This is a genomic window from Actinomyces sp. 2119 (genome assembly GCF_003591215.1).
Taxonomy (GTDB): domain Bacteria; phylum Actinomycetota; class Actinomycetes; order Actinomycetales; family Actinomycetaceae; genus Actinomyces; species Actinomyces lilanjuaniae.
In genome coordinates, this window is record NZ_QYRR01000005.1 from 263,792 (window position 1) to 289,333 (window position 25,542).

General features: G+C 70.6%; 21 protein-coding genes. 5 read left to right on the top strand and 16 right to left on the bottom strand.

The window, feature by feature from the left end; all coding sequences use genetic code 11:
• The first annotated feature begins 33 nt into the window (after nucleotides 1-33).
• A complete protein-coding gene (gene folE, locus D4740_RS07905; protein WP_119836441.1) occupies nucleotides 34-582 on the top strand; it encodes a GTP cyclohydrolase I FolE in 549 nt (182 codons plus the stop codon).
• Between the two features lie 40 nt (nucleotides 583-622).
• On the opposite strand, the gene D4740_RS07910 is transcribed toward folE, so the two are convergent.
• Both D4740_RS07910 and D4740_RS07915 read right to left on the bottom strand, forming a co-directional pair.
• Complete coding sequence (locus D4740_RS07910) at nucleotides 623-868, bottom strand: hypothetical protein (protein ID WP_147392878.1); 246 nt, start codon at nucleotides 866-868, stop codon at nucleotides 623-625.
• 172 nt (nucleotides 869-1,040) lie between these two features.
• Complete coding sequence (locus D4740_RS07915) at nucleotides 1,041-2,351, bottom strand: ATP-binding protein (protein ID WP_119836382.1); 1,311 nt, start codon at nucleotides 2,349-2,351, stop codon at nucleotides 1,041-1,043.
• Between D4740_RS07915 and D4740_RS07920 the strand changes: the two genes are divergently transcribed.
• Nucleotides 2,350-3,039 carry a response regulator transcription factor gene (locus tag D4740_RS07920; protein WP_119836383.1) on the top strand — a complete coding sequence of 230 codons (690 nt, stop codon included), beginning with the start codon at nucleotides 2,350-2,352 and terminating at the stop codon, nucleotides 3,037-3,039. The genes D4740_RS07915 and D4740_RS07920 overlap by 2 nt on opposite strands.
• A gap of 86 nt (nucleotides 3,040-3,125) precedes the next feature.
• Here the strand turns inward: D4740_RS07920 and D4740_RS07925 are convergent, their stop codons facing one another.
• The 14 genes from D4740_RS07925 to D4740_RS07990 all read right to left on the bottom strand — a co-directional run bounded on the left by D4740_RS07925 (nucleotide 3,126) and on the right by D4740_RS07990 (nucleotide 21,736).
• The gene (locus D4740_RS07925) at nucleotides 3,126-4,604 is read right to left on the bottom strand and encodes a S8 family serine peptidase (RefSeq protein WP_147392879.1); all 1,479 of its coding nucleotides are present in this window, start codon (nucleotides 4,602-4,604) and stop codon (nucleotides 3,126-3,128) included.
• Entirely contained in the window at nucleotides 4,598-4,978 is a 381-nt protein-coding gene (locus D4740_RS07930; protein ID WP_119836385.1) for a hypothetical protein, read from the bottom strand. The genes D4740_RS07925 and D4740_RS07930 overlap by 7 nt, the downstream gene beginning before the upstream one ends.
• A complete protein-coding gene (locus D4740_RS07935) occupies nucleotides 4,975-7,209 on the bottom strand; it encodes a prolyl oligopeptidase family serine peptidase (protein ID WP_119836386.1) in 2,235 nt (744 codons plus the stop codon). Before D4740_RS07935 ends, D4740_RS07930 begins: the two co-directional genes overlap by 4 nt.
• The gene (locus D4740_RS07940) at nucleotides 7,206-8,978 is read right to left on the bottom strand and encodes an ABC transporter ATP-binding protein (protein WP_119836387.1); all 1,773 of its coding nucleotides are present in this window, start codon (nucleotides 8,976-8,978) and stop codon (nucleotides 7,206-7,208) included. The genes D4740_RS07935 and D4740_RS07940 overlap by 4 nt, the downstream gene beginning before the upstream one ends.
• A complete protein-coding gene (locus D4740_RS07945; protein WP_259390738.1) occupies nucleotides 8,945-9,799 on the bottom strand; it encodes a hypothetical protein in 855 nt (284 codons plus the stop codon). The genes D4740_RS07940 and D4740_RS07945 overlap by 34 nt, the downstream gene beginning before the upstream one ends.
• Nucleotides 9,796-10,074 (bottom strand): actinodefensin-associated protein B, encoded by a 279-nt coding sequence (gene adfB, locus D4740_RS07950; protein ID WP_119836388.1) that lies wholly within the window; start codon nucleotides 10,072-10,074, stop codon nucleotides 9,796-9,798. The genes D4740_RS07945 and adfB overlap by 4 nt, the downstream gene beginning before the upstream one ends.
• The gene (gene adfA / locus D4740_RS07955) at nucleotides 10,071-11,282 is read right to left on the bottom strand and encodes an actinodefensin-associated protein A (RefSeq protein ID WP_119836389.1); all 1,212 of its coding nucleotides are present in this window, start codon (nucleotides 11,280-11,282) and stop codon (nucleotides 10,071-10,073) included. The genes adfB and adfA overlap by 4 nt, the downstream gene beginning before the upstream one ends.
• Before the next feature lie 124 nt (nucleotides 11,283-11,406).
• Entirely contained in the window at nucleotides 11,407-11,607 is a 201-nt protein-coding gene (locus tag D4740_RS07960; protein ID WP_119836390.1) for an actinodefensin, read from the bottom strand.
• A 162-nt stretch (nucleotides 11,608-11,769) separates the two neighbouring features.
• Nucleotides 11,770-11,988 carry an actinodefensin gene (locus D4740_RS07965; protein WP_119836391.1) on the bottom strand — a complete coding sequence of 73 codons (219 nt, stop codon included), beginning with the start codon at nucleotides 11,986-11,988 and terminating at the stop codon, nucleotides 11,770-11,772.
• Between the two features lie 145 nt (nucleotides 11,989-12,133).
• On the bottom strand, nucleotides 12,134-12,346 hold the full coding sequence (locus D4740_RS07970; protein ID WP_119836392.1) for an actinodefensin: 213 nt from the start codon (nucleotides 12,344-12,346) through the stop codon (nucleotides 12,134-12,136).
• Between the two features lie 506 nt (nucleotides 12,347-12,852).
• On the bottom strand, nucleotides 12,853-15,402 hold the full coding sequence (locus D4740_RS07975; RefSeq protein ID WP_119836393.1) for an FtsX-like permease family protein: 2,550 nt from the start codon (nucleotides 15,400-15,402) through the stop codon (nucleotides 12,853-12,855).
• 121 nt (nucleotides 15,403-15,523) lie between these two features.
• Complete coding sequence (locus D4740_RS07980) at nucleotides 15,524-18,091, bottom strand: FtsX-like permease family protein (RefSeq protein WP_259390739.1); 2,568 nt, start codon at nucleotides 18,089-18,091, stop codon at nucleotides 15,524-15,526.
• A gap of 145 nt (nucleotides 18,092-18,236) precedes the next feature.
• Nucleotides 18,237-20,795, bottom strand: a complete 2,559-nt coding sequence (locus tag D4740_RS07985) for an FtsX-like permease family protein (RefSeq protein ID WP_119836395.1) — start codon at nucleotides 20,793-20,795, stop codon at nucleotides 18,237-18,239.
• Nucleotides 20,795-21,736: an ABC transporter ATP-binding protein gene (locus tag D4740_RS07990; protein ID WP_119836396.1), complete on the bottom strand. Its 942-nt coding sequence runs from the start codon at nucleotides 21,734-21,736 to the stop codon at nucleotides 20,795-20,797. The genes D4740_RS07985 and D4740_RS07990 overlap by 1 nt, the downstream gene beginning before the upstream one ends.
• A 247-nt stretch (nucleotides 21,737-21,983) precedes the next feature.
• Here D4740_RS07990 and folP point away from each other — a divergent pair, with 247 nt between their 5' ends.
• The 3 genes from folP to D4740_RS08005 are packed head-to-tail and all read left to right on the top strand — an operon-like array spanning nucleotide 21,984 to nucleotide 25,542.
• Complete coding sequence (folP, locus tag D4740_RS07995) at nucleotides 21,984-22,844, top strand: dihydropteroate synthase (RefSeq protein ID WP_119836443.1); 861 nt, start codon at nucleotides 21,984-21,986, stop codon at nucleotides 22,842-22,844.
• Nucleotides 22,841-25,054, top strand: a complete 2,214-nt coding sequence (gene folK / locus D4740_RS08000) for a 2-amino-4-hydroxy-6-hydroxymethyldihydropteridine diphosphokinase (protein WP_119836397.1) — start codon at nucleotides 22,841-22,843, stop codon at nucleotides 25,052-25,054. Before folP ends, folK begins: the two co-directional genes overlap by 4 nt.
• The gene (locus D4740_RS08005) at nucleotides 25,054-25,542 is read left to right on the top strand and encodes a DUF3180 family protein (RefSeq protein WP_119836398.1); all 489 of its coding nucleotides are present in this window, start codon (nucleotides 25,054-25,056) and stop codon (nucleotides 25,540-25,542) included. The genes folK and D4740_RS08005 overlap by 1 nt, the downstream gene beginning before the upstream one ends.

Sequence of the window (25,542 nt, forward strand, 5' to 3'; positions counted from 1 at the left end):
CAGGCCCAGGGCGCCTACGACTCCCAGGGCGTCATGCGGGCCGTGCGCGACCTGCTGGTGGCCGTCGGCGAGGATCCGGACCGGGAGGGTCTGCGCGGGACCCCGGAGCGGCTGGCCCGCGCTTACGCGGAGATGTTTTCCGGCTTGGGCCAGGATCCAGCCCGGCACGTGGAGACGGTCTTCGACGCCGACCACCAGGAGATGGTCCTGGTGCGCGACATCCCCATGTACTCGGTGTGTGAGCACCACCTGCTGCCTTTCCACGGGGTGGCCCACGTGGCCTACATCCCTGACCGGGACGGTCGCGTGACCGGGCTGTCCAAAGTGGCCCGCCTGGTGGACGGCTACGCACGCCGCCCCCAGGTCCAGGAGCGGCTCACCTCCCAGGTGGCTGACGCCCTCGTGGAGCGGCTGGGCTGCCAGGGCGTGCTCGTGGTGGTGGAGGCGGAGCACCTGTGCATGTCCATGCGGGGAGTGCGCAAGCCGGGCTCCAGCACGGTCACCAGCGCCGTGCGTGGCAGCATGCGCAGTGCCGCCACCCGGAGTGAGGCCATGAGCCTCATCCTGGGTGGGCGGCACTGAGCGGTGGTCGTAAGTAGGGCGGGGTGTGGGGGCGTGAAGGTCAGAGGATGCAGATACGGACCCCAAGCGGGCTGTAGCAGTTCCTGTCCTTGACGTTGGTGACTGCCATGTCCGTTGTGTCTGCCTTGGCAGGTTCGGTGTGCATACTGGTGGTTCTGGCGGCGTAGCCGCCGCTGGACTGGTGTCCCGTGTCGGGTGAGGCTGCCACGGCGGTTGTGGGCAGGATGGCCGTGCTGCCAATGAGGAGGGTGGCCAGGACGGTGGGGAGCGCGGTGCGGACGGACATGAAGATCACCTCAGTGCGTGTCGGTAGCGGGTGGGCTGATACCTGTATCCTTCCGGGGTTCTGACGGGTAGCCAGCTGGCGGAAGGTCGGGAGTTCCCGCTCGCCTCGTCCCAAAGGACCACGGCGGCTGCCCGTGGCTGCTCTTGGGGCTGCTTGCTGACCGGTGCGGGCTCTAGACCGCGGGTGTGAGGGGGATGCTGAAGGCGGTGGTCCAGCGGCGCGGGGTGTGGGTGGTGGTCAGCGCCCCGCCCAGCGACTCGATGCGGCGGCGCGCGGTGTCCAGGCCCAGGCCGGAGGAGACCACCTGTTCCTGCTGTGTCTCCTGTTCTGCCTCTGCCTGGTGCCGGTGTCCTGCCTGTCTGTGCGGGGGCTGATGGCGGGTGGGACCGTGGGTGTTGGTGCACATGCACTCCAGGGTGCCGCCGTCGGTCTCCAGCAGGAGGGTGACGCGTCCGTGCACGCTGGTGTACTTGACGGCGTTCTCGATAAGTTCAGCGAGGACGCGGGTGACCTGCTGGCGCATGCCGGGGCCGATCGTGGCGGTGTCAAGAGCCTCCAGGCCGGTGACCTCCAAGGTGGTGTCTCGCTGGGTGAGGATCTGCTCAGCCTGGGCCAGGGTCTCCTCCAGAGGGCGGGGCGGGGTGGTGGACAGCAGCAGCAGGGCCTCGTCGCTGGAGGCGGACGACATAACCCTGAGGAGGTAGCGCAGCTGGCCCGTGGCGCTGCGTACCGGGCCGATGACAGAGTCGAGGGCGCGGGTGAGCTCTAAGTCCTCGGGGCGGGCGATCTTAGCCTGCTCGGCCTGCATGACGGCGTGGGTGAGGTTACGCACCACGGTGTCGTGGAGCTCAGAGACCAGCAGGCGCTGCCGGAGGCCCCGACGTTCCCGGCGCTGCCGGGCAGCCTCGTCGCTCTTGTGACGCTGGTGGCGCAGCGTGAGACCCAGTGTCATGGATGGGGCTCCGACTACGACTAACCTAGCCAGGGCTTGGGTTGGGTACAGGTCACTCAGGAAGCCAGTGCCGAGCAGGTGGATGGCGGTCATCGACCAGACAACCCCAAGGTGGTAGCCCCGGGAGACCAACAGCGTCAGCGGCGCCCAGCACACGGTGACTCCAAAAATACCAATCTCGTCTGGCACCACCAGTGCGGCAGTTGTGATGGCCAGGCTTGCTGCGGAGCCTGCCAGAGGAAGGCGAGATGCCAGGGGGAGGCAGGAGGCGCTGAGGATGGTGAGCCCCAGCCTGGTGGGTGTGAGAGGGACTGTGAAGTCGAGTACGTCGACCAGGACCAGGAACACCGCGAGGCCTGCGTGCAGCAGGTGGGTGCGGGTGGTGGGCTGCCAGGTGTCAAAGAAACTGGGCCTGGCCAGCGCCGCAGCTCTTGGAGGAATCCGAGAAAAGATACGGGACCATGCGGTAGGCACTGCGATCACGTCCGAGGGGCCGGAGATAACGGTGACGATACGGTAGTATCGTCGCATGCCTGCGAGCGGTTCTCCACCCCCTGTCAGGACCCCCGGCAAGATGATCCGGGTTGTCGCGGTCGATGACGACCAGTTTGTGCTGGGTGCCCTGCGCTCCTACCTTTCAGCTGCGGAGGGGATCGAGGTCCTCAGCACCTTCACCATAGCCACTGACGCCCTGGCCTTTATGAGCCGCATGCCGGTAGACGTCCTCATCACCGACATACGCATGCTCCCCGTAGACGGCTTGGAGCTGCTGGCGCGCGTCAAGGCGAGGTACCCGGACACGGCGGTCCTCGTGCTGACCTCCTTCGACGACGACTCCGCCATGATTGAGGCCCTGTCCCAGCAGGCCAGCGGGTTCCTCCTCAAGGACGCCGATCCGGAGGAGGTCGTGCAGGCCGTGCGTGCAGCCAGCACCGGGGGGACCACGATCTCACCCCGTGCCACCTCCCGGCTGATCTCGGAGGGCTACCTGCGGGAGGCCCGGGTGCCCGCCCGCCCGGACCTCACGGGTGCAGAACGTGAGGTGCTCACGCTGCTGTGCGAGGGCTACTCCAACGCGGAGATTGCCGACAGGCTCGTTGTCGCGGAGTCCACGGTCAAGACCCACGTCTCCAGCCTCATGAGGAAGTACGGGGTGACCTCACGCCTCAAGCTGGTGGTGGCCGTCCACCAGGAGGAGGCTGGCGGGTCGGGCGGCTGAGAGGCGACTGGCTAAAGCCCCTGGCAAGGCCTCCTGACCCGCCAGCTGGCCGTCTCCTGTCTTTCCGTCCTTTTGAGCTACCCGCCTCAGTGCTGACGTGGCTGGCCTGTCTGGTCCGCCTCGTCATGGTCGCCCGTGCCCACTGGCGGTACGGTCGGCAGCCGCAGCCTGCCCCGGCCGTACCAGGTGGTGGTCGGTCCGGGGTGGTCCGGGCTCTCCCGGCAGGGCAGGTCCTGGTCGGCCGGGGCTGGGCAGGCTGCGGGTGCGGCCAGGTCGAGGAGAAGACCTGGCGCCTGTGGAGCGGGGACACCCTGGGACAGGAGGACGGCCACCGCAGCAGCAGCCAGCGGGGTGGCGAAGGAGGTCCCGCTGCGGTACCAGTAGTAGCGGCACCGCTGGCCCCCCTCGCCGCAGTCGGAGACCACGTCGGGCAGCAGCGAGACCCCCTCCTCGTCGGTGCCCCCGCTGCGGACGACATCTGTGGGTGCGGTAGTGAGGATCGCGGACTCCAGCCCGTGCGGTGTGTCGGTGTCGTCGTACCAGACGGGTGCGCCGCCGGGCGCGGCGATGTCAACCGCGCTGCCCACGTTGGAGTAGAAGGTCCGGGCTCCCGCCGGGTCGAGGGCGCCCACGGTGAGGACGTGCTCAGACTGGGCGGGCATGGTCACGCACTGGTCGGTGACCGGGCGCTCGCCCTGCCCGGACCATCCGATGGAGGAGGAGTCTGCGGTGCCCTGGTCGAGGTCGAAGGACTCGTTGCCGGCGGCAGCCACCATGATGACACCGTGGTGGGCTGCGTACTCCAGGGCGGAGGTGATGGTAGCCAGGTCCTGAGCCTGTTCCTGGCGCTCCTGGTCGGTGTCACCTGGGGCGTCGGGGCAGTAGCGGAACCAGGGGTCGGTGGTAAAGCTGAGGACAAGGACGTCCAGGCCCGTGTCCGCCGCGTACCTGAGGGCCTGGGCGACGGCCTCGGCGTAGAAGCGGCCTGTCGCGTCACCGGCCTTGAGGCTGACGATGCTGGCACCGGGGGCGGCACCCACGATGCCGTGCCCGTCTACGTCGGCGGTGATGAGCCCGGCGATCTCGGTGCCGTGGCCGTAGGGGTCGTGCGCCGGGTCGAGGTCGGGGCACTCGCTGCCCGGTGTGCAGTCGGAGGGGAGGAAAGACCGGCTGCGCTCAGCGTCGTAGGACGAGGCGATCTCGGGGTGGGTGGCATCGACCCCGCTGTCCATGACTCCGACGGAGACCCCCTGTCCGTCCTCCTGCGAGACCGTGCCCTCGCGCCAGTCCAGATACCACTGCTGGGCGGCAAGGGGGTCCTCCCCAGGAGGATCGAGGCTGCCGGGGCTGCTAGGGCTCTCAGCGTGCTGCTGGGCGGGACCCTGGCCCGGCGGGGGCTGGAGTGCCAGGGCGGGGGCGGTCCAGACCGCCAGGAGCGTGAGCACAGCGGCCAGGGAGCGCACCGGCAGCCAGGCGGGCCGCCGGGCTGCCGCCTCGCGTCCCGGGACGTCCCGGACCACGCATGCGTGTCGGGTCCGTGCGCGGGGGCGGTTCGGGTTCACCATCGGGCGACCTCCTCGTAGAGCTCGCGCACCGGCGCCACGGTAAGGATGACTGACTCGTTGTGCTCCACCCAGGACACGTACCGGCAGTCCTGGTCCGGCGGGGCGATCTCCCGGCCGATGACGAGGTCCACCCGGTGGCCCTGTCTGCGGGCGGCGAGCACGAGCGCGGCGTCCTTCTCAATGTCACCGGACAGTTCACTGCCCTCCTTGACCAGGGCGCGGCGCAGCTGGAGGAGCTCGGCCTCGACCTGGTTGCGGGGCCTGGGGGAGGGCTGGCCGGTGCGGGGCAGCCACCCCCTCATCCCTCCTTGCTGCCGTGAGGACAGGACGGTGCGTACGGACTGCCTGATGTCCGTGCGGGTGCGGTGGTTCATGGCTGTGAGTTCCTTTCTGTGGGGTGCGGGTCGTCCTGCTGCTGGTGCGTCTGGCCCGGGCTTGTCGGGTCCGGCCGGGCTGTGTGGACTGGGCGGCTGTGGGGAGGGTGGCTGCGCATCCACTCCTCCTCCAGGTGTCGGCGCTCTAGGAGTGCCTGCCGGGAGGAGAAGACGTGCCCCTCCTCGGGGAAGACGGCCAGCATGGTGTCGGCCTGCGCGGCCAGGAGGTTCTCGTGGAGGGCCAGAGACTGCTGCGGGGTGGTAGCGGAGTTCTGGTCGCTGCCGCCGCAGCTGATGAGGAAGGGGGTGCCCCGGTGCGCGCCCGCCCGGGGGAGCACGCTCATGACGCGGTAGAGCCCCGGGTGTGAGGCGGCCGTGCGGTGGTCGTGCTCAAAGCCGTGCGGGGTCGCGTAGCGGTCGTAGGCGCCGCTGCGCAGAAGGGCACCCGCCGGTGAGCACAGGCCGCGCAGCACGGCGACGGCCGCCAGCGCCGCACCAAAGCTGTGCCCGCCCAGGAAGGGGGTGTCCTGGGCGCTACCTGGACCGTCCCCGAGCTCGGTGCTGATGACCACCAGCGCCGCGCGCCATGCCTGATGCAGCTCGGAGAGAAGCCCCTCCGGCTCCAGGGCTGCCAGGTGGTGGTAGTCGATACCCACGCGCACAACCGGCCGCGTCCCTGCGTGGCACCAGGCCGCGTCCCCCACGGGCAGGGTGCCCAGGTCGACGCCGTGGCGCACGCCCCGGCCGCCCACGGGTGCCGCCGGGAGGTCACCGGAGTCGTCGAACCACACCAGGGGCGTCTGCGTGCCCGCTGGGTCGCTGGTCACCACCTCGACCACGTGCCCCTCCTCCCGCCGTGCCAGGAGCAGCCCGGGCCGCCCGGCTACCGGGTCCTGCACGGAGGGGCACCACAGGACGGGAGTATGCGGGTGCGCGGCTGGGGGCGGTGGGGGTACGGGCGGGTCGTCGCGTACGACGGGGCTGACCTGCCAGGCGCCGGGGACCATGGGGACCTCCTGGTGCCCCTGGCCCCCCTGGGTCATGACCGTGACCACGCCGTCGGCCTCCTCCTGGAGGTGGGTCACGGCTGTGCCGTCGCTCCACGACCCGGTGGCCCACCGCAGGAGGTGGGGCTCCGCGTGCTCCACCCACGCGCCGCTGAGCCCGGGTACGCCCGTGTAGTGGTCCACCCGGGCCTCGACGCGGGCCAGGACGCTGCCGTCGCTCACCCGGTAGGAGGTGGTGGCGGTCTCCAGGCGCTCGGTAAAGACCACTACGGGCTGGCCGCTCAGGTGCTGGTGGGCTACCGAGCCCCGGGGGAGGTCCCCGACCAGGGAGGGGGACCAGGTGCCGTCGGGGCCTGGGGCGACCAGATGGTGGGGGACATGGTCCTCGTGGAGGAAGGCGGACAGCTCCCGGGGCGTCTGAGCCAGGCCGACCACCAGCGTCCCCGGTGTCTTCCGGGCCTCCGTCTCCTGGGCTCCTGGCCCCTGGGTGCTTGGCTCCTGCGTCTCCAGGAGCACCACGACCCCCCTGGGCAGGCCGGGCAGGGGGCGGGGGCCGACCATGACGGTGCACAGGGCGGCCTCAAAGAGCTCGGTCACCAGCGCCTGCGGCCAGGCGCGGTCGTCACGGCTCCTCACGAGGGCGGAGGAGGAGGGGCTGTGCTCCTGGCGCAGCCAGACCACCTGGTCGCCCAGCCGCCACAGGCGGGTTTCCTGCGCCGGGTTGCTTCGCAGGCCCAGCAGCGAGCGGGTGCTGGTGCCCCAGGTGGTGGGGGCGGCGGCAGCGTGCTCGTGGTGCTCGTCGTGCTCGTGGAGGCGTACGGTGACGTGCCCGTCGTCCTGGTGGTGGGCGACCACCCATCCGCCGGGGCCGTGGGGCAGGGGCAGCCCGCTGGCCTGCTGCGAGAGCAGGGTGCGGGCTTCGCCCTCCACGGCTCCGGCGTAGCCGGTGGGCACAGGTGAGGGGATAGTGTCCCCGCAGAGGCGGTCGTAGGCCGTGCCCCGGTGCCTGATGAGGTCCAGCCGGGCACGGGGGAGGCTGCGGTAGGCGGGCGCCTCCAGGACGGCCTGCCTACCGCACGGCAGGGTGAGCGTGTGGACGGCCAGCCGGTCCAGCCCGGCCGACACCGCCCGGACCGAGACCGGCGCGGCGGGTGGGAGGCTGGCCTGCGCGGCGACCTGAACGGCGGCGGCGTCCGGGGGCTGCGGGGTGGCGTCGTGCCTCATGGCAGCCGGTCTCCCGCCCCTGCCAGGGCGGAGGCGCGTGCGGGGCGCATCTCGCTGAGCCGCCCGTCCTCCATGCGGTAGGTGCGGTCGGTCACGGTGGACAGCCTGGCGTCGTGGGTGGTGACGATGACGCAGTGGTTGCGCCGCAGGGTCAGCAGCACACTGATGAACCGTTGGGTGGACTCGTCGTCCAGGGCAGCGGTGGGCTCATCGAGCAGGAGCACTCGGGGCGAGAGGGCCAGCATCCGTGCGACAGCCAGGCGGGCGCGCTCGCCCCCGCTGACCCGCATGCCGTGCTCACCCATCATGGTGGTCATCCCGGTGCGGTCGCCCAGCCGGGAGAGGTCCAGGCCCATCTGGCGGCAGAGTCTGTCCACCTGGTCCTCACGGATTCCCGGACGGGCCAGGGTGAAGTTCTCCAGCAGGGTGGCGCTGCGGAAGAACGGGTCCTGGGGGCAGAGCTGGACGATGCGGTTCCACCTGGCGGAGCCCGTGTCCGCGGGGGAGAGGCCGCCAAAGGTGATGTGACCGCGCTCGGGTCGGTTGGCCCCGGCGATGAGGCTGAGCAGGGTGGACTTGCCCGAGCCGGAGGGGCCCACCACGCTGACGATCTCCCCGCAGCGCGCCGTAAGGCTGACTGAGTGGAGCAGGGTGGTGGTACCCGAGTCGTTGGGGACGGAGAAGTCGACCTCCCGGACGATGAGTGAGCCGGTGTCCAGCACGTCCACGGGCTCTGCCGGCGGCTCGTACCATTCCTCGTCCTTCTCCAGGAAGCCGTGGACGCGCACGAGCGCGGCCCAGGTGGAGGCCAGCGCGGTGCGTATCCCGGAGGCGGACTGGAGCGGCTCGTAGAGCTGGGGAGCCAGGGTGATGAGGGCGGCCAGGGAGCCGACCGTCATCTCCCCGCGGATCACGCTGTGCCCCCCGATGACAAGGATGGCCACCGTCCCCAGGGAGCCCGCCAGGTCCAGGGAGGAGGAGAAGGCTGTCTCGATGGTGATCATGCGCGTGTAGGTGCGCCGGACCTCTGCGGCGGTCTGCCTGGCCTGCTGCTGGTCCACCTCGGTGTCGGCCACCGTGCGGGAGAACAGGTGCCCGGCCACGCCCGTGCGCTCCATGACGGTGCCGCTGAAGGAGGACATGGCGTCGAGCATGCGGTCGGTGGTGGCGGCGAGCCTGCGTGAGACCCCCTCGGTGGGCAGGATGAGGACCAGCCCCAGGCCCAGGACGACCAGGGTGATGGTGACCGAGCGTGAGGACATGATGGTGACTAGGACCACCAGGCGGGTGATGAGCCCGAAGACCTGGGGCAGGATGCTGGAGACAAAGGACTGTGCCTGCTCTGTGTCGTTGGTGATACGGGAGAGCATGGCGCCGCTGGGCTCGGCTCCCACGGCTGAGGAGGGAAGCCGGGTGAGCTTACCGAGCATGAGCACGCGCAGCCGTTCCTGGAATCGCTGCCCGGTGGAGGCCGTGACACGCTGCTCGATCACGTTGGCTGCCGTGCTGGCCAGTGCGGCACCGGCGGCCAGCAGCGCGGGGATGACGACCGCTGAGGCCAGGGAGGCGCCGGGCCGGGTGCCGTCGATGACGCGCTGGAGCATGAGCGGGGAGACGGTGGCCAGGCCGGACTGGATGGCCAGCAGGATGGTGATGATGATCACCGAGGGGGTCATGGCCCGCAGCGCCCGGCCGGTGGCGCTGGAGCGGGACAGCACCCGCCGCCCAGCGGTGCCTACGCCTGTGGGACCAGGTGACGCTGCCGCCATGACTGAAGCACCTCCCTGCACTCCTGGAGCCCGGAGCGCACCTGTGCCCCGGCGGGGTTGGAACTGTCCAGGGAGACCACGGCCGGGAAGGAGGAGATGTCCACCCCAGCCTGGCGCAGAGCGGCAGCAGGCTGGGAGTCCTGGTCCACCCAGCTGACCGTGCCTGCCGCCTCGGTGTCGCTGACGTCGTGGTTCTCCATGATCTTCAGGGCGGAGCAGGCCGGGCAGGTGGGGGAGAGGACCACCAGGAGGCGGTCGTGGTGCTCCTGGCTGGCCCGGGCGCTGGCGGACTCGCGCCCGCGCAGGAGCTGGAGGGCCAGCGTCATGACCAGGGCGGTGGCCACGGCGGCGGCCAGGCGGGCGGGGCGGGCAGCGGTGAGGCCGTCCCCTAGGAGGGCAGCCAGTCCCAGGGCGGCGGAGGTCAGGGCGCACCCCCAGATGTGGAGGGGGCCGACCGTCATGCCCTCCACGCCAAAGCAGCCGCACTCCTGCCCTCTCAGAGTCGTGGCGCCCACCACGAAGGCGGCGTAGACGGCGGCGAGCACCAGGCAGGCCAGGCGCAGGCTGGGCAGACTGAGCGCCACGGCAGAGGCAAGCACCTCGACCGAGACGACAAGGCCCAGGGACAGGTGGAGACGCAGGAAGTTCGCCCCCTGGGGCCAGGCCAGGCGGGCTTGCGCAGCAGCCCAGGTCTTGGCGGCGGCGGTGCCCAGCAGGACGCCGACGGCCCCTCCGGCAAGAAGAGTGACGAGCAGGGTGCCGGTGGCTGCCCGGGCCAGGAGGGTGGTGAGCAGGGGGGTTATGGTGATCATGTCGGTCATGGCTGTGTCTCCTTGTGTGTCGTGGTGTCTGCGTCGGTGGGTGAGGAGGCTGTGGGGTCCTTCGTCTCGACGAGCACCCCGGAGGCGACTGCGGCCCCAAGGAGCTCGGAGGCAGAGCTGGAGGCGGAGTCGGAGGTCGTGTCGGAGCTGGTACCGGGCGCCCCAGTCACGGCGGCGTGGAGGACCGTCCCGGTGTCCTCGTCAATCTCGTGGACGGACAGCCGGTGCAGGTCCGCGAGGGTCCAGCCACCGTTCTTCAGGTGTGTCAGGCTCATTCCGTCAGCGAGCCGCCAGCCTCTAGCCATGACGTCACCCACCTTTCTGTCTCTACGGTCTTCTTGACGCTGAGCGCGTACTTCTGTCTGAGGAAGGGGTCCTGGCCGATGCGCCTCATGCCGTCGGCGTCAATGAGGCCCCGGGCGGCCAGGCTGCCCTGGGCCAGCTCCTCCTCCCACCTCTGCCAGACCCGGGGGGCCTCCCGGACGGCCTGGAGCCGGGCGGCGGCATGGTCGTCCACGGGGTCGCGGCCGTAGCGCTGGCACAGGGCGGCGTCCAGGGTGCGCAGCCCGTTGGGCAGGGTGATGGCGCGCTGCGTGGCTGGCACCTGGGCGAAGGCCGCCAGCACCTGCGGGTCGTGCGCGGGGCGGTAGGGGGCGAGGGCGCTGGTGGCCGGGTCCTCCGCAGCGGTCCAGAGCAGCTGGCTGGTGCGGGGCGGCAGGTCCTTGACGGCCTCCTGCCAGGAGGTCAGGGAGACCATCCGGGCGACGTCGATCATCTGGATGGCCTCACCAGCCAGCCACTGGGGGTCCAGGCTCAGCTCCGGCTCGGCAGCCTCCGGGGCCGTCCCGGTGGAGTCAGCGGAGTCAAGGGAGCCAGGGGAGGCTTCGGGAGCGTCTGCCAGGACGGGGCCGGGCTGGGAGGAGCGGGACTTGTCGCGCCTGAGCAGCCTCTGGAGGAAGGCAGGGTAGGCGCTGCCCGCCTCCTCCCGCGTCTCCCCCTCGACGGCTCCGATGAGGTCGCGCACGCCCCGGGCGTCGACGACGGCGGTGGCGCTCCTCCTCTGCTCGCCCTGCGGGGAGGTCTCCGGCTGCCGTGAGGTGATGTCGCTGAGGTAGCGGGTGATCATGTGGTCCACGGGCAGGGCTGACTGGACGGCGCCCCGGGCCCCGTAGCGGGCCAGTGAGGCGGCCAGGAGCCGCTCCGCGCTCTCCAGGCTGCGGGTGCCGGGGTCGTCACCCTCCTGGGCCTGGGGCGTGATCTCCTCACCGCTGAGAACAGTTCCGGGAGTCCGCTGGAGCACGTCGGTGAAGACGGAGCGGCCGAACGGTGGGCGCAGGCCCGCGATACGGGCGAGCACGAACATGAGGTTTGCGGAGGCGTGCTCGTCGGCCAGGGTCTTCTCATCGACCTGCTGCCAGGTTCCCTCCTTGTACCGCAGCAGCGCCGGGGTGGCATTCCATGGTGGATCGGTCTGGGTAGTCATGGATAGGTCTCAATCGGGTCGGGGGTGCTAGGAAACATTGGCTGTCGGCCTGGACAGGTCGAGGCTGGTTGGGGTGCTCCTGACCCCTCTCGTCTTGGGGCCTGGGAGGGGCCAGGAGTCTGGGTCAGTAGCAGACGCAGCGGCGAATGGGGACGCAGTAGCCTCCCCTGAAGCCGGCCTTGCGGCAGTGGGCGAAGCACCTAGCAGGATGACCGAGGCAAGGGAAGGACTCGCTGCCCTCGACAGGTGCGTGGGTCTCGGAGCGCAGGGCCTGGGCGAAGTCGGCGCCAGCCAGGGCGGTGGTGCGGCGGATGAGCGGGTGCACGGTTCTCTTCCTTTTCTGGTGATGATCAGTTTTCTGCTTCTATGGAGGCTGCTGGTGTAGATGCGGTATGTTGCTTGGGGTGGGTTGGTTCGTGAATTGCTGCACCTTAGTTGGGGTGCTTCCTGGCCCCTCCCAATCCATAAGATGAGAGGGGCCAGGTTTTTAGTAGGAGAAGCATTTGCAAGTTTGTTTAAACATGCCTACGCACTTACCTTTGTAGTAATTGCGGGCGATGCTCCTGCAGTGACGGTTGCACACAAACTCAAGAGCGGGGCAGCCGAAGGGCTCGGCGCCCTCGGTGGGCGCGTGGGTCTCTGAGCGCAGGGCCTGGGTGAAGTCGGCGCCAGCCAGAGTGGTGGTGCGACGGATAAAGTGGGGCATGGTTCTCTCTTTCTCTCTTCCAGGGTTATGTGCCCTGTCGGCTTGCGGCGTGTGGTTCTGATCTGCTCTCGTGGGCCGCGCCCTGCCCTGTCCCACATGGTTGCAGTATGTGGGACAGGGCAGGGTCGGATGGGCATTCCGCTGCTCAGCGGTAGCACTTGCAGGTCTGGTTGAGCCTGCCCTTGCAGTAACCCCCCCTGTACCCCGGGATGCTCTTGCAGTGCCTGTGACACGTGAAGGAGTTGAAGGGGCAGCCGAAGGGCTCGCCGCCCTCGGTGGGTGCGTGGGTCTCTGAGCGCAGGGCCTGGGTGAAGTCGGCGCCAGCCAGGGCGGTGGTGCGGCGGATGAACTGGGACATGGTGTCCTCCTTTTCTGCTCCGGGTATCCTGAGTCCGGGGCGGTCGGTGTGTGGTTGCCATATACCTCCCGGGTGGGAGGGGTATGGTGAATAGGTCAGAAGGGGTGTGCCGATGGGAGCGGCTGACAGCATCTCATTCCAGATGAAGTAGCTGCCCTCGTGCTCCCGTCTTCGTTCCTTCTGATACCTGAATACTATGTGCTCGCCTCGGGCAGTGTTATGGGGCAGAAGGTGGAACTTCTCCTGTGCCTCCTCCTTAAGGGTGAGTGTGTTGGTTGTTCCTGACTCCATACGGTGTCGGCGCGGAACATATAGCGCGGCAAAGGTGGGATATGGCGTGCGGGGAGACCGGGTTGTCGTGTCCGCATGCGCTGTTAGCAAGGGGAGCGGTGGCACGCCAGGAAATGCCTTGCGGCCCCGTGCCGCACCGATAAGGCGCAGCACGGGGCCGCAATGGGTTGGAAGTAAACTGCGAGGTCTTGGCTCTGTCACCAGATCCGGTTGCTTCACTCCACGGCCAGGGCCTGGACGGGCGGGACCCGGCTGGCAGCCTCAGCGGGACGCCAGGTGGCCAGCACGCCCACGGCTGCGGCAGCCAGGAAGGCCCCGGCCAGGACCAGCCAGGGCACCTGGATCACCAGGTTGTCACCGGACTCCGAGTCGAACAGGGCAGCCGACCCTGCGATACCTACCGTGCAGCCCAGCAGGATGCCGATGGCTCCGCCCAGGAGGGCGGTGAGGAGGCCCTCGGTGAGGAACAGGCGGCGGACCTCTGCTCGCTGGGTTCCGGTGGCGCGCAGCACCCCGATCTCACGGGTGCGCTCCAGCACGCCCACGGACGCGGTGTTGGCCATACCGGACAGGGCGATAAGCAGCGTGAAGACGAGCACCCCGCCAATGACTACGGTGACCTGCTGGACCATCTGGGTGAAGGAGGCCCTGCCCTCGGCGGAGGTGAAGACCAGGAGACCGGAGCCCGCCAGGGCCTGACGGACCGCGGTGGCCGGTGCCTGGTCAGAGCCGTCACCGCTGGCGCGTGCCCACAGGGAGAGGCTGGTCGGGGCGTCCCCGGCCAGCTGCTGGGCCACTGCCGGTGTGACGACGGTGCCCGCCTCCTCCGACACGTGGACGGTGAGCTCGGCGCTGCCAGCCGGGCCGGACAGCGTGATGGCCGAGCCGTCCTCCAGACCGTAGATGCCCCCGACGATGAGGGTGTGGTCGTCCAGGCCCTCCAGGCCCTGGTCGGAGCGGATGACCGGGGCGACGGCGTCGCGGTCAATGACGTCCAGGGTCATGGAGGAGTCGTCCGGGTCCCCAGCACCTTCTGGGTCTTCTGGATCCTCGGCGCTGCTGCCACTCTCGGCAGTACTAGAGATGACCTGGGCCTCGATGCGGGGGACCAGCGTGGTGGTCTCCACGCCCTCGACGGCCTCCACCTGGGAGACCAGGGCAGTGGCGTCCTGCTCAGCCGTGATCCCCTCCACGCGGATGTCCACCGGGGAGCCGGAGGCCAGGTAGCCCTCCATGGAGGCGTCAACGCTGGACAGGCCGGTGGCCAGGGTGGCGGCCACGGCCACGGAGACCAGGAGGGAGGCGGCAGTGGCGGCGGCCCGTCCGGGGTTGCGGGCCAGGTTGCGGGCGGCCAGCTGGAGAATGGGGCGGCGCGCGCGCCCGCTGAGGACCTCAGCCAGGCGGGAAGCGCCGACCACTAGCAGCGGCAGGGAAGCAATCACCCCCAGCACGGTGACCACCGCTCCGGCCGTAATGTACTCCAGCACTCGCGCGGTGACGCCCTGCCAGGTGAGTCCGCAGCCGACCAGGGCGATGAGCACCCCTGCTGCGGCGACCACGACCCGCCGCCTGCCCAGTGCGTTGGTGTCAGCGGTCTGGCCAGTCAGGGCCACCAGCGGGGAGACCCGGGTGGCCTGGCGGGCCGGGCGCAGCACGGAGACCAGGGTCACCACCGTGCCGATGAGGACGGCCAGGGCGAAGGACCTCCAGGACACGGTGAGGTACCGGGCCTCAAGCCCTTCCACCACCCCGGAGCGCACCACCGTGGCGGCCACGGCCGCGCCAGCGGCCGCCCCGGCTGCTGAGCCCACCACCCCGGAGAGCAGGCCGGTGCGCAGCACCGAGACCAGGACCTGGCGGCGGCTGGCGCCCACGCAGCGGGTCAGGCCGATCTGGTGGGTCTGGCGGGCCACCAGGGTGGTGAAGGTGGTGGCGATGACGATCCCGGCCACCACGGCACACACCGGCGTGAGCAGCCGCAGCAGCAGGAACGCCGTCGAGGTAGCACCCCCACCGGAGGTGCTGGCGCGCCAGGTGACCACGTCTGCGGCCGTGCTGACTTGCGCGTCGGCCTGGGTGGCCTGGAGCGCCTCGGTGACGGTGTCCCGCAGCTCCTCGGGGCTGGTGCCCGGCCGGGCGGTGATGTAGAGGAAGGCGGGGTCCTCGGGCACCCCCAGCGCGGCGCGTGCCTCGGCGGTGGTAAAGACCAGAGGGAGGGAGCTGACGTCAGCAGCGACCTCGGCGCTGGGCTGGATAATACCTACGACGGTCACCGTGGTGGTCGTCCTGGCCGGGCCACCGCGTGGGCCCTGGGCCAGGGTGGTCGTGCTGCCCACCTCCAGGCTGTACTGCCGGGCGAAGGTGGAGGAGACCGCCACCTCCTGGGCGCCCTCCGGCAGGCGGCCACTAGTCAGCCGGGTGCCCCCCGAGACCTCCGGCACGTCCAGCGCAAACAGGGAGAACACGTCGGCGCTGTTCGCGCCCGGCGGGATTCCCCACATCTGCCTCTGGATCTGGGGGCGTACCGCCGCCACCCCGTTGGCCTGGGAGACGTCGCGCACGGCCTGCTCGGGGAACACCCCCTCGTCTGCTGTGGCGGAGGCCTCGGCCACGACGTCGGCCTCACCCACGCTGGCCCAGGCGTCCGCAGTGAGCTGGGCGCGGAAGGAGTCAGAGACGATGAGGGAGAACACAATGAGGGCGGCACTCATGGCCACCGCTACCACGGCGGCCACGGTGCGGCGCAGGTCGAGCAGGGCGGGCATCAGGGGTACTCCTTGTTGTTTGGGGTTGTTTGGGGCCTTTATTGTTTTCTGGGGCTTCGGTTTTCCTGTCGTGCTGGTTCGTCGGGTGCTCACGGGGTCACGGCGACTGGGGCCGGTCCTGCTAGTCCACGGCCAGCGCCTGGACGGGCGGGACCCGGCTGGCGGCCTCGGCAGGACGCAGCGAGGCCAGCACACCCACAGCCGCCGCAGCCAGGAGGATGATGAGCAGTCCAGGTGCCAGCCACACGGGGACGGACAGGGGGCTCCCCTCCCCGTTGTTGAGCAGGGCGGCGGCTCCCGCGATGCCGACGCCACACCCCAGCACAAGGCCGATGCCGCCGCCCAGGAGGGTGGTGAGGACGCCCTCGGAGACGAAGAGCGAGCGGACCTCTGCGCGCTGGGTTCCGGTGGCGCGCAGCACGCCGATCTCACGGGTGCGTTCCAGGACGCTCATGGAGGTGGTGCTGGCCATGCCGGACAGGGCGATGAACAGCGTGAAAACGAGCATGGCGCCCACGGCTGCAGCTACCTGGACCACCTCATCGGTGAGGCCGCTGCGGGACTCCATGAAGTCAGCGACGTAGAGGCCGGTGCCCTCAAGCGCCTCGCGCACTGCTGCGGCCGGTGCCTGGTCGGTGATCTCCCCGCTGGCGCGTACCCACAGGGTGGAGGCGGTGGGGGCGTCCCCGACCAGCTGCTGGGCTACTGCGGACGTGACCAGAGCGTCACTGGCACCCGGGTTGACGCGGACCGTGAGGTCGGTGCTGCCCTCCGGGCCGGTGAGGGTCACCTGGGTGCCGTCGGGGATCTCGTAGACGCTCTCCAGGACAAGCGTGTGGTCGTCCAGGCCCTCCAGCACCTCCGGGGAGCGCAGGACCGGGGAGACCGTCCCCTGGTCGGTCGCCATGACGGTGACGGTCTGGTCGTCGACGTCTTCATCGACCTCTGTCGAGGCTGAGGTCATCTGCACGTCGAGGGTCGGCACGGCCACAGCCGTCTCCACGCCCTCGACCGCCTGGACCTGGGTAGTAAGCGCCTCAGCGTCCTGGCCTGCGGCCAGGTCCCCGACGATGATGTCGACAGGGCTCCTGCTGCTGAGATAGCGCTGCCAGGAGGCGGTGAAGACAGACACCCCCGTGGCCATGGCAGCGGCCACGGCCACGCAGACCAGCAGGGAGGCGGCGGTGGCCGCCGAGCGCCGGGGGCTGCGGGCCAGGTTGCGGGTGGCCAGCTGGAGGACGGGGCGGCGCGGGCCGCCACTGAGGGCCTCGGCCAGGCGGGAGACCCTGGTGACCAGCGTCGGCAGGAGGATCATGACGCCGAGGACCACCACGACGGCCCCGGTGACGAGGACCTGCAGCGCCCGCCACGTGGCACCACCCCAGAGGAGTCCCAGGCCCAGGATGATGACGGCAGCCCCGGACACTGCGACCAGCCGCCTGCGCCTGCGCGGTGAGCCGCTCCCGGCGGCCTCACCGCGCAGCGCCACCAGCGGGGAGACCCGGGTGGCCTGGCGGGCAGGGCGCAGCACGGAGACCAGGGTCACCACGGTGCCGATGAGGACGGCCAGGGCGAGGGACCTCCAGGACACAGTGAGGTGGCCGGTCCCCACACCTTCAATGACCCCCGAGCTGATGACCAGCGCGGCCAGGCCTGTGCCGACGGCGGCTCCGGCCACGGAGCCGGCCAGTCCGGTGAGGGTGGCGGTGCGCAGCACGGAGGCCAGGACCTGGCGGCGGGTGGCGCCCACGCAGCGCAGCAGCCCGACCTGGCGGGTCTGGCGGGCCACCAGGGTGGTGAAGGTGGTGGCGATGACGATCCCGGCCACCACCGCGCACACCGGCGTGATGAGCTGGAGCAGGTTGAGCGCGTTCGAGCTGGTGGCGCCCGCGTTCTGCGCACGCATGGTGATGATGTCCGAGGCGGTGTAGACCTCCGCGCCCGGCTGGACGGCGGTCACGGCCTGGGTGAGCGTGGAGACCAGCTCGCCTGCGCTGGTTCCCGGCTGTGCTGTGACGTAGAGGACGGCCGGGTCTTGCGAGAGCCCCAGCTCAGCCTGCTCCTCGGCCGTGGCAAAGATGTGGGAGATGCCGTTGGGGTCGTTGCGGGTGATCTCAGCCCCGGGCTGGACCACGCCGACGATGGTTGCCGTGGAGGTGGTCTCTGTGGAGGTCTGCCCGGAGCCCGGGTCGCCGGAGGCCAGGGTGATGGTGGAGCCGACTGTGGTGCCGGGACCGGATCCCAGCTCCTCCTCGTGCTGGAGGAAGAAGGGGGACACGGCGATCTCACCGGTCCCCTCCGGCAGGCGCCCCTGGACCAGCTCGGTGCCGCCCGTCGGCTCCGGCACGTCCAGGACGATCGCCGAGGTGTCGGAGACGCCCCCGTGGTGGCGGACCGACACGTTGCCCTCGGTGTAGGGGCGAACAGCTGCCGCCCCGTCGGCCTGGGAGGCCTCCTGCACCGTCTGCGCGGAGAGCCGCCCGCCAGCCGTGGTGTCCCTGGGGTCCACGAGCACGATCGCGTCGGCCTCACCCACGCTGGCCCGGGCACTGGCGGTGAGCTGGGCGCGGAAGGAGTCGGAGGCGATGAGCGCAAAGGTGATGAGGGCGGCGCTCATGGCTACCGCCACCATAGCGGCCACGGTGCGGCGGGGGTCGAGCAGGGCGGGCATCAGGGGGGACTCCTTCATGGAAACAGTGGGAAGTAAATGGAAAGGATGGGAAGTACGGGGCGTCTTCTTCCACGAGGACCTCCACGAGGCTGGTCCCCGTGGAGGTCCCGGTGGTGGTGATGGCTGGGTCGTGTGGTGGGTGCGCGCACGGCGGCTGGTCCCGCTAGTCCACGGCCAGGGCCTGGACGGGTGGCACCCGGCTGGCGGCACCCGCCGGGCGCATTGAGGCCAGCACGCCCACGGCCAGGGCCACCAGCAGGGTGATGACCAGGGGCAGGAACGGGACGGAGACGGCGATGCTGCCAGCCTCTTGGCTGTTCTCCCCGGTGGGCAGGTCATCTGTTATGGCGCTGATGATCGTCATCATTCCTACCGCTCCCAGAAGGGTCCCCGTAGCGATACCTAGAAGCCCTCCCAGCCCGGCGGTGAGGACGTTCTCGGCCACCACGAGGCGCCTGACCTCGGTGCGCTGAGTGCCCATGGCACGCAGGACCCCGATCTCCCGGGTGCGCTCCAGGATAGAGACCCTGGTGGTGTTGGCCAGGCCCACCAGGGCGATGACCAGGGACAGGCCCAGGACCACCGAGACCATGAGCACGATCTGGTTGAGGTTGTGGGTGACGGTGGCGAAGGCGTCCTCCCGGCCGTCGACCATGACCTCCTGGCCGCGCAGGGCCTCGCGGATATTCGCCTCAGCGGCTCCTGGGGTGTTGCCCTCGGTGGCGCGTGCCCACACCATGCTGTTGGTCCCGGTGCCCCCAGTGAGCTGCTGGGCGGTGCCGGGCGTGACCACAGCACCCCAGCCCTCGCGGACACGGGCGGTGACCTCCGTGCTGCCAGCGGGCCCCGTCAGGGTGACGGTGGTGCCGTCGGGGATGCCGTAGATGCCGCCGACGATGAGCACGCCGTCCTCCAGGTCCTCCAGGCCGGCGGTGGAGTACACCACAGGGCTGATGGCCTCGGTGTCCAGCACCGCGATGCCCGACAGGTCCTGGGTGGTCCCGTCCACGGTCTGGGTGACGTCAATGACGGGCACGGTGGTCAGGGACTCCACCCCCTCGGCCTCCGCGACAGCGGAGGTGACTGTGGCCTCGTTCTCCGGCGTCACGCCCAGCACGGTGATGTCCTTCTGGGAGACGTCGTTCAGGATGTTCTGGAAGGAGGACTGGAAGGAGAACAGGCCCGTGAAGAGCACCGCGCCCACGCCGACCCCCACCAGGATGGTCGCCGCGCTGGCGGCGGAGCGGCCGGGGTTGCGGCCCAGGTTGCGGGCGGCCAGGTGGAGCACGGGGAAACGCTGGGCGCTGCACAGGCGCTCGATGAGGGCCGCCCCGGCGGTCACCAGCAGCGGCAGGGCCAGCAGGAGACCGATAACCAGGACCGCGCCTCCGGCGGCTGCGGTGCTGATCGACCGTATGGACATTCCGGTGACGGTGGTGACCAGCCCGGCCAGCAGCAGGAGCGCCCCGAAGGCAGCCACCCGGCGGCGCCTGCGGCTGGCGTGCTCCCGGTTGAGGTCCTGGCCGGTGACGGCAATGAGGGGGGAGACCCGGGCGGCCCGGCGCGCTGGCCGCAGGACGGACACCAGGGTCACCACCGTGGTGGCGATGACGGCGAGGAGGACGGCTGCGGGTGAGATGGTCAAGCTGGCGCCGTCCAGCTGCTCCATGGCCCCGGCGCGGACCAGGAGCGCCGTGCCCGCGATGCCCAGGACAGCCCCGGCTGCCGAGCCCACCAGGCCGGTGAGGGCGCCGGTGCGCAGCACCGAGCCCATGACCTGGCGGCGGGTGGCGCCCACGCAGCGCAGCAGCCCGACCTGGCGGGTCTGGCGTGCCACCAGCGTGGCAAAGGTGGTGGCGATGACGATCCCGGCAACCATGGCGCACACCAGGGCCAGCAGGTTGAGCAGGGTGGTGATGATCCCGCCACCGGCGGCGCTCTCTGCCGTGCGCCGGACCACCACCTCCTCGGCGGAGGCCACATCAGCCTCAGCCGAGGAGGTGTGGACCACCTGGGCGACCTCCTCCTGCAGGGCTGCCGTGTCAGCCCCCGGGGCGGCGGTCACGTAGAGGAAGGAGTAGTCCGTGGAGGCGCCTATGGCCTCCAGCTGCTCCGGGGTCGCGTAGATCTTGTTATGCTGCGAGGCCCCCGATTCCAGCATCTCTCCGCTGTCCGCCCCGGCCGAGACGATGCCCACCACCGTCGAGCTGGAGCTGAGGCTGCTCTCACTACCCTCACCGCCCTCCTCTTCTGCGGACGCGACAAGGTTGAGGGTGTCCCCCACCCGGAGGCCCCGGGACTGCGCCAGGGTGGTGTCAATGGCCAACTCGCCCGTGGCCTGGGGCAGCCTCCCGTCGGTGAGGCTGGTCGGTCCGTCCAGGTCGGGCAGGTCAAGGACCATGACGTCCGTGTTAGCGCCGTTCCTGAGTTGCTCGGGAAGGTCAAGGTCCAAGAGACTCCAGTGCTCCCCGCGCACGGAGGCCACCTGGTCCAGGGCCTCGACCTCCTCGGCCACCTCCGTCGGTATGCGGTTACTGCTGGTGGGAGTGGCTACCTCGCTGGTCACCACGACGTCGGCTCCGTGGATGCTGGTGCGGGCGTCGGCGGAGGCCTGGGTGGTGTAGGTGTCGGTGACCACCAGGGAGAACACGATGAGGGCGGCGCTCAGGGCCACCGCGACGGTGGCGGCCACGGTGCGCCGCAGGTCAAGCAGGGCGGGCATCACAGGCTCCCTGCTGCGTGCCGGGGGCGCCAGGAGGCGCCGCCCGGTGAGGCGGCTGCGCGGACCTGGTGCCCGGGAGCCTGTGCCGCCTGTGCCTGCGTGCCGGGGGCGGCGGGTGCGTTTGTGCCGGGGGCGGGTGCGCTGGCCGCATGCGCGCCCGAGCGGCGCTCCACGGCCTGGTCCTGGGTGATGCGCCCGTCGGCCAGGCGGATGATGCGGCTGGTGGTGGCTGCGGCCTCCGGGTCGTGGGTGACCATGACCACGGTTTGTCCCAGGGTCTGGCAGGTCTGGGCCAGGACGTCCAGCAGCGCCGCCGAGGAGGCCGTGTCCAGGGCGCCGGTGGGCTCGTCGGCAAAGACCACTGCGGGGCGGCCGATAAGCGCCCGCGCCACCGCCACGCGCTGCTGCTGGCCTCCGGAGAGCTCGGAGGGGCGGTGCTCCAGCCGGTTCTCGATGCCCAGGACGGTCACCACGGCGTTGTACCAGTCCGTGTCGGGCTTGCGGTGGGCCAGGCGCAGGGGCAGCAGGATGTTCTCCTCCGCGCTGAGCGTGGGCAGCAGGTTGAAGGACTGGAAGACAAACCCCAGTTGGTCGCGCCGCAGCGTGGTCAGCTCCTGGTCCCTCATCGCGGTGATGTCGCGCCCGGCGATGAGGACTTGGCCCTGCGTGGGTGCGTCCAGCCCAGCCAGGCAGTGCAGGAGGGTGGACTTGCCCGACCCGGAGGCACCCATGATCGCCACGAACTGGCCCCGCTGCACGGCCAGGCTCACCTCGTCCAGGGCGATGACCTGGGCCTCCCCGCTGCCGTAGACCCGGGTCAGGCCCCGGGCCTCCACCACGGTCTCACCGCGCCGACCAGCATGGCCGGGCACGGCAGGAGCCTGCGGCTGAGGGCCGACACCCCCGTACGACCCCGCCTGGAATCCTGTAGCGACTGACATCGCCCTGCCTTTCTCTTGGTCTTCTCTTGGGACATCTGCACGGACATCTCGCCGGACGCCTCTGGCCCGGTGCCCTCAACGCTAGGACTCCCCTCCCGACCTGCCTATGAGCCAAAGGAACGGATTGTCTGCCCGGTCTCCTCCTTTGGGAGGAGCTCTCCCGGGCTCGCGACGGGCTGAAAACGCCGTGGTGCGCCCATGGGGGCGGAGCACCCGTTAGCCTGGGTCCGTGACCTCTCTGACCACTCTGACGAGGCTGACCGCCCCGGCTCCGGCGCCTCTGCCGGACACGCTTGCGGCTGGTCGGCCCCTCCTCATGGGCGTGGTCAACGTGACCCCGGACTCCTTCTCTGACGGCGGCTGCTGGGCCACCACAGAGACGGCCCTGGCCCGTGCCCGCGAGCTGCTGGCCCAGGGGGCCGACCTGCTGGACGTCGGCGGGGAGTCCACCCGGCCGGGCGCGGCACCGGTGACGGTGGAGGAGGAGATGGGCCGGGTCCTGCCGGTGGTGCGTGAGCTGGCCGGGCAGGGGGCTGTCGTCTCGGTGGACACGGTCCACGCCTCGACCGCTGAGGCGGCGCTCCAGGCCGGTGCGCTCATCGTCAATGACGTCTCCGGGGGGCTGGCCGATCCTGCCATGCACCGCCTGGTGGCGCAGACGGGTGTGGTCTACGTGTGCCAGCACTGGCGTGGCGACCCCCAGACCATGGACCGGCTGACCAGCTACCCGGACGGGGTCCTGGAGGGAGTGGCTGCCGAGCTGCGGGAGCGCCTGGACGATCTCGACGCCGCGGGTGCGCGCCGCAGCCAGGTCGTGGTGGACCCGGGCCTGGGCTTCGCCAAGACTCACACCCAGTCCTGGCAGCTCCTGGCAGGCACCGCGCGCCTGGTGGCCGAGCTGGACCAGCCCCTGCTGGTCGGGGCCTCGCGCAAGCGCTTCCTGACGATGGCGGCACCAGAGGGTGCCACGCCCCTCCAGCGTGACGCCGTCACCGCCGCAACCACAGCCCTGGCCGCTGCCGCTGGCGCCTGGGCTGTGCGAGTCCATGAGGTCCCGGCCAACCGGGACGCCCTCCGTACCGCCTCCCTGTGGAAGGAATACCAGTGAGTACCACTGTCACAGCCACCACCGACCGGATCCGCCTGGTCGGGCTGTCCGCCCGCGGGCACCACGGCGTCCTGCCCTTTGAACGTGAGGAGGGCCAGCTCTTCACCGTCGACCTCGTCCTGGACCTGGGGGAGCGCGGCACGGCCGTGGCGGCAGTGACCGACAGCCTGGACGACGCCGTGGACTACGCCGCTGTGGCCACGACCGTGGTCACCGTGATCGAGGGGGAGCCGGTCAGCCTGCTAGAGACCCTGGCGGACCGTGTCGCGGAGAAGGTCCTCGGCGTGCCCCGGGTGCTTGCCGTCGAGGTGACCGTGCACAAGCCCCAGGCGCCGCTGGACGTGGCCTTTGAGGATGTCTCCGTCACGATCCACCGTGTGGCTGACGACGCGGTGGTCCAGGGTGGTCCCAGTGTGACCCAGGCGGCGTGGGCGGCCTCCGGCGCCCCGGCGGCTTCAGCGGCGCAGGTCGGCCCCAGTCAGGAGGCTGCCTCTGGGCCCACCTGGGCGGGTGCTGACCAGGTCGTGCCTACGTCCGAGGCCACGGCCAGTGAGGTGGTGGCGGAGGTGCCGGGTGAGGCTGCGGTCCTTGGGGCGCAGGCAGCGCCTGCTGACCCCTGGGCGCCTGATCCCTGGATCCGCGACACCGCTGACGACACCGCCAACGACACCGCTGACAACACTGTTAACGGTGCTGCGCAGGAGGCCTCGCAGGAGACGGCGCAGGAGACGGCGCAGCCGTTCCCGGAGAGGGGCCAGGAGGGGGACGAGGACCTGTCCACTGCCGCCCTGGCGGTCCAGCCCCCGGCCGAGGGGCGGCACGCCTCCTCGTCCTCGGCGAGTCCTGCCTCCCACGGTGAGGTAGCGGCTGGTACGGATCTGCCCGGCCCTTCCGGGCTCGGTCTTCCGCCCTCCTCTAGTCTGTCCCCCTCTGCTGTGTCCCCGGCTGTGCCGTCCTCGCCCCTGTCCCCGTCTGCCGCCTTCACTCAGGCCGTGCCAGTGGCCGAGGGCGTCGTGCCCCTGGGTGGTGCTCTTGGCCAGGAGGATGCCCTCGGCCAGGAGGATGCCGCTGCCCAGGAGACCCTGGAGGCTGCCGGGAGCCTGGCTCAGGACGAGCCAGCCGACTCCGTCTTCCATACTGCCCAGGACGCTGCGGTGCAAGAGCCTGGCAGCCCGGTGGTCACCTCCCCGGAGCAGACGGTCCTAGCCTCCCCCGCTCCCCTCCCCGTGACTGAGACTGAGGCGGTTTCCGCCGGAGCGGCTAGCGGGGCGGCTGACCCGCTGGAAGAGCTGCCTGGGCGCCCGGTGGGGGTGGTCTTCGCGCTGGGTGCCAACGTGGGTCACCTGCTGGACACCCTGCGCCAGGCGGTGCACACCCTGCGCCGCACCGAGGGGATCCAGGTCATGCAGGTGGCTCCGCTGGCGCGTAGCGTCGCCGCCGTGCCGGAGGGCAGCGAGCCTCAGCCCGATTTTCTCAACACGGTGGTGACGGCGCTGACCACCCTGTCTGCCAGGCAGCTGCTGGAGGTGTGCCAGGGGCTGGAGCGCGACGCGGGCCGGGTGCGCACCACGCGCTGGGGGCCGCGCACCCTGGACGTGGACCTGGTGGCCCTGGAGGGTGTCTCCTCCGACGACCCCGGGCTGACGCTACCGCACCCCCACGCCCGTGAACGGGCCTTTGTCCTGGTTCCCTGGAGCCTGGCCGACCCCTTCGCTGAGCTAGGCGGGCAGCCGGTGTCCGAGCTGGCTGACTACGCCCCGGACCGCTCCGGGCTGCGCTGGCTCGCCTTCGACTGGCTGGACACCGACAACATCCCTGACAGGCCCACCGGCCCCTACGTCGCGCCTCCGGTCGCCCAGGAGGAGCCTGCACCCGCAGAGCCCGTCTACGGGGCCACGCGGGATGAGAGCCGCGTCGTGGACGAGGGGCTGGCCGCCGAGTACCTGGCTGGGCAGGACGCCCCGGCGCCGTCCGCACCACCTCTACCGCGACAGCCGCAGTCCCTGAAGCAGGCGCCGGAGGGGGACCTGTCGTCACCGCAGGCGCATGAGCCCGCCGAGGTGGTCCTGGAGGACCACGCCTCTGACGTCGGCAGCCTGTCCTCGGGACCGACAGAGGGACAGGACCCCTGGGAGGCTCCTCTGCAGTGGAACGAGGTCATCGGAGGCGGCGGACCTGACCAGGACGCAGCTCCTCGTCCCGGTATCTGATGCGCCGTGTCCGTCGGACCAGCGCCCTGGCGGTGTTCCTTGCCGCAGCAGTGGCAGGATGGGCGCTCAGCGACCTGGTGCTGCGGCACCGGGGATCGGTCCCTGTCCTGACCCCGTGGGGGGCGGTGGCTGCCCTGGTCATCTCCGGGGCGGTCCTGGTATGCGGCCTGGCTGTACGGCGGCTGCGCTCGCGGGAGCGGACCTGGATGACGCCGACCGCAGCGGCGACGACCGCCGCGGCGGCGCAGGCCTCGGCACTTGTGGGCGCGGTCGTGGGCGGTGTCTATGCCGGGCAGCTCCTCCTGGCGCTGCTGTCCCCCTCATCCCCGGCAATGAGCCACCTGGCCTGGATGGCGGCAGCCTGCCTCCTGGCCTGCCTCCTGTGGTCCGTGGTAGGTTTTCTGGTCGAGCACTGGTGCGTCATCTCCGATGACGACGACGATGCCCAGGGGAGCGGTCCACCGCCCCCTAGTGGTGCTGCGGCATAG